At 66.6% G+C, this 3997-nt stretch carries 4 protein-coding genes and 2 pseudogenes; 2 read left to right on the top strand and 4 right to left on the bottom strand.

The annotated features are described in order from the left end of the window. The coding region (locus D9598_RS20740) for a hypothetical protein (RefSeq protein ID WP_232477498.1) at positions 1–218 on the top strand (218 nt) is incomplete at its 5' end. A gap of 52 nt (positions 219–270) precedes the next feature. On the opposite strand, the pseudogene tnpC reads toward D9598_RS20740, so the two are convergent. From tnpC to D9598_RS20720, 4 genes and pseudogenes are all read right to left on the bottom strand, one after another. Continuing rightward, positions 271–1450: pseudogene (gene tnpC, locus D9598_RS20735) on the bottom strand (IS66 family transposase). A 10-nt stretch (positions 1451–1460) separates the two neighbouring features. Next, positions 1461–1817 carry an IS66 family insertion sequence element accessory protein TnpB gene (gene tnpB, locus D9598_RS20730; protein ID WP_370592107.1) on the bottom strand — a complete coding sequence of 119 codons (357 nt, stop codon included), beginning with the start codon at positions 1815–1817 and terminating at the stop codon, positions 1461–1463. Beyond that, positions 1814–2194, bottom strand: a complete 381-nt coding sequence (gene tnpA, locus D9598_RS20725) for an IS66-like element accessory protein TnpA (RefSeq protein ID WP_198368378.1) — start codon at positions 2192–2194, stop codon at positions 1814–1816. The genes tnpB and tnpA overlap by 4 nt, the downstream gene beginning before the upstream one ends. A gap of 325 nt (positions 2195–2519) precedes the next feature. Further along, the gene (locus D9598_RS20720; RefSeq protein WP_370592106.1) at positions 2520–3770 is read right to left on the bottom strand and encodes an IS701 family transposase; all 1251 of its coding nucleotides are present in this window, start codon (positions 3768–3770) and stop codon (positions 2520–2522) included. Between the two features lie 112 nt (positions 3771–3882). Here D9598_RS20720 and D9598_RS20715 point away from each other — a divergent pair. Further along, positions 3883–3997, top strand: a pseudogene (locus D9598_RS20715) (IS5/IS1182 family transposase); the annotation flags it as partial.

The following is a 3997-nucleotide window of genomic DNA, read 5'->3' as shown; positions in this document are numbered from 1 at the left end:
TTTTCCAATCCGCTCTACCGAGGTTCCGCATGATCAACCACAACCTCCGCCAGATCCTTGCGGCCCTGGAGCAGCGCCGGACCTCCTACCTTATGAACACCGACATCTTGCCGAACCTTGAGCCGGCCAACAGCAACGTGTGCGGCCGGCAACAGCAGGTGGCGCTCCGCATTGCCGCAATTGCGCACGACACGACCGACAGGGCCCCCGATCGCTAAACATCTAATGCTTTCAGGCATTCTGGTTTAGCGTAAGCGCTGCCTGGAGACCCTATGCGGCAGCGGTTGACGGCTGATCATCGGCTTTAGCCCAGCACCATGGCATGAGTTCGTCGATGCGGTTGTTGGGCCAGCCGTTCACAAGCCGGATCAGCAGGTCCGTGAAGTAGCGCTGCGGATCGACACCATTCAGCTTGCAGGTCTCCACCAGAGAGGCAATGGCGGCCCAGCGAGCGCCACCATCGTCACCACTGGCGAACAGTGCATTTCCATCGCACTGGACAATGCCGCGGTAGTCCGCCAGCAGCGCCTTGGCATGCTCCTGCCCGCGGCCCGGTGCGTAGCGGAACACCACGGCCGGGGGATCCCTGCCGCCCCAGGGCCGGTCGTCGCGCGCCAGGGCCCAGGCATACCCCCTTCTTCACCTTGCCACGCCCGGGGTCGAGCACCGGCAGGGTGGTCTCGTCGGCAAACAGCCGCGGCGAGGCGAGCAGGATCTCGCGGAGACGGCGCACCACCGGCCGGATCTCCTGGGCGGCAGTGCCCAGCCAGTCGGCCAGCACCTCCCGTCCCAGCGTCAGCCCCTGCCGCACCAGCATCTGCGCCTGGCGGTACAACGGCAGATGGTCGGCATAGCGGGCCACCAGCACCTGGGCGACGGTGGCCTCGGTCGGCAGCCCGCCGGGCACCAGCCGCTCTGGCGCGGGCGCCTGCAGCACCACGCCGGGACAGGCGCGGCAGGCCAGCTTCGGCCGCCTGGTCACCAGCACCCGGAACTGGGCTGGCAGCACGTCGAGCCGCTCGGCGCTGTCGGCGCCGATCTCGACCAAGGCGCCCGCACAGCAGGGGCAGGTCTCCCGCTCAGGCAGCAGCACCTGCTCGATGCGCGGCAGATGCGCAGGCAGCTGGCCACGGTTGCCGCGACGGCGCTTCGCCTGCTGCTCTTTCAGGCCTTTCGAGCGCTGGCCCGCCTCGGCCTCACTGGCCGCCAGCGTGGCCTCGATCTCCTCGAACGCGAACAGCAGTTGATCGTCGGGCAGGCGCTCCGACTTCTGCCCGAACTGCCGCCGCTTCAGCTTCAGCAGCAGGTGATGCAGCTGCTCATTCCGGGCTGCCAGCGCGTCGCGCTCGGCAAGGGCGGCATCGCGCTGCTCCAGCGTCGCCAGCAGCAGCGCCCGCAACGCCGCGGGATCCTCTGGCAGGCTCGGCATGTCATCCGCGGCGCCCATCATGCCCGAGAGTCTAGGCAGGCACGCTCGGCGTGGGAATCCGTTTCGCGCTCTGCACCCGCGTCCAGTCGATGCCGTCGAACAGCGCTGCGAACTCCACCGGCGTCAGCCGCACCGCACCGTCAATGATGGGCGGCCAGCGGAAGGCTCCACCCTCAAGTTGCTTGGCGATCAAGACCAGCCCACTGCCGTCCCAGAGCACGATCTTGATCCGGTCGGCACGCTTGGCCCGGAACACCAGCACCACTCCCGAGAATGGATCGGCGCTCAGCATCTCGGCCGCCAGGGCGGCCAAGCTGTGAACCCCTTTGCGGAAATCCACCGGCTGGCTGGCCAGCAGCACCCGCGCCCCGGAGGGGAGCGTAATCACCCTTCCAGCGCCGTCGCCAGCCGGGCCACCGCCACAGCATCCACTGTCCCAAAGACCCGCAGCACCCGGCCATTGCGCAGCACCACCTCAATGCCTGCGCCCATTCCGCTGCTTCCCGGATCAGCCGTGTTCTGCGGCGCTGTCTCCGGACAGGCGCCGACCAGCAGCGGTACGAAGGGCGATGTCTGCCTCACCACCCGTCTGGCAGGACGGCCCTCCGCCTCCCGGCGCCAGCGATGCAGCAGGCTGGGCGAGATCCCGTGCCGCTGCGCCACCTCCAACACCCGTGTACCAGGCGCTGCTGTCTCCATAAGCAGCCGCGCCTTCATTTCCGGCGAGTAGCTTCGGCGCCGTTCGCCACGCGTGACGATCTCCACCCTCTCCATCGCCACAGTGCCCGCACCAGTGCTAGCACCTGCGCCAGTCAGCATCCCTGCCATCGCTACACCTCCGCGACGGCCTACCTCTCAGTCACGCCACCCTCACGCAAGAAGGGGGCTGTGACCGCGCTTACGATGCTCTGACGGCGCCGCGGCCTCCTCATGGTTCTAACCGATGCCTGAGGCACCGAGGCGGCTTAGCATTACAGTTGCTTTCTTCGTCTGATATGAGCTTGCTGCGCGGCGGCTTGGTGTGCTCTTCGCCAGAGTGACCAGGCCATGATGCTGGCAGGCCGGATGCGCCGTTGCGCCAGACGGATGGCTATGCGGCGGATCTCTTGGATCGACCAGCGGACGAGGTCTGGCGTGTGCGGCGAGCCGTCGATGTTTTTTGGGGTGTCGGCTGGTTCGCGTGATGGCGGATTACCGCCATCATGGCGAAAGCCAGCATCACCAGGGACACGTGGCGGTGCCAGCCGTGCCAAGACCGGGTTTCATTGTGCGTCAGGCCGAGTTCGTTCTTGGCGGTCTCGAAGCTGTCCTCGATGGCCCAGCGGTGTCCTTCGACCGCGACAAGCGTTTCGATCGGTGTTCCGGCCGGGCACCAAGTGGTGAAGTAGGCCATTTCGCCATCGGCGATATGGCGACGGATCAGCAGACCTCGCGTCCACAATCCTTTGGCTCCTGGGCGGAACTCATCGGCTTCGAGGTCCGCCAGCTCCAGGTACGCCCAGTCGTGCAGGCGCTCGCCCTTCGTGCCTCGACCCGCCGACAGGCGATGCCACGCTGCGGGATCGAGTGCCTGGGCGATGTCCTCGGCCGTCCCTGCGACCTCAGGCTTGCCGATCCAGGAGTTGAAGGATGCTGTCGCGTTGACGCCGAGCACGTAGCCCTTGCCTGCGCGGCGCAGCGCCATCTCGACATTGCCAACGCCATAAACGCTATCGGCCGCGACCCAGCCAAAGGGTACGCTCGCGCCAATGGCGCGCTCGATCATGCTGAGCGCCATGGCGGGCTTGGTGGCGAAGGTGGTTCCCGCAGGAACGTGGGCCGCGGCCATGCGCGCCGGATCATCTGTCCAACGCTTGGGCAGGTAAAGCGCACGGTCGATAAAGGCGTGGCCATGACGCGAGACATAGGACGCGAACACGCCGATCTGGCAGTTGGTGATCTTGCCCGCCGAGCCGGTGTACTGCCGCCCTACGCCGCAGGACGCCTTGCCCTGTTTGAGGAAGCCCGTCTCATCGATGACCAGCACGGCATCCTCCGCCGCGAGATGCTCAACGACGTAATCCCGGACGATGTCGCGCAGGGCATCCGCCTCCCAGCGACCACGGCCGAGAATGGCCTGCTGCCGCCAGGGCCCGGGATCGCCCGCCGCCTCGGCCCGCATCCAGCCCGTCTTGCGCCGCTCCGCGCCCAGCAGGCCGTCCAGGAACAATCCGGCTGATGCCGCCACCCGCTCCTGAGAGAACAGGGGCCGGATCCGGGCTTTGACCTCGCGCAGCGAGGACGCCCAGAGTTCCAGCGTCGTCTCGATCGAAGCGCCCACCATCCATGACCTCCGATCCATGGTCCACCATGGATTCAGAAATCATCCGAAAACGCAACTGTAATGCTAGGCCCTGTTAGCGCCTGACCATTGACCTATCTGCTGCGGAGGCAGTGGAGAGGTGAGATGGATGGTGCTGACGGACGCGCAGTGGGCAGTGCTGGAGCCGCTGATCGAAGCCTGCCGCCCGCACCGCAAGACGCAGCATCATCACCTGCGGCGCACAATGGAGGCGATCATCTGGCGGT

Source organism: Roseomonas sp. KE0001 (genome assembly GCF_016107285.1).
Taxonomy (GTDB): Bacteria; Pseudomonadota; Alphaproteobacteria; order Acetobacterales; family Acetobacteraceae; genus Pseudoroseomonas.
The sequence above is the reverse complement of the archived record's forward strand: the minus strand, read 5'-3'. Positions and strand labels throughout refer to the sequence as shown.

What these genes read in the sequence shown, in the direction of transcription:
- D9598_RS20720 (WP_370592106.1), bottom strand. Translation starts at nt 3,770, where the DNA reads ATGGATCGGAGGTCATGGATGGTGGGCGCTTCGATCGAGACGACGCTG.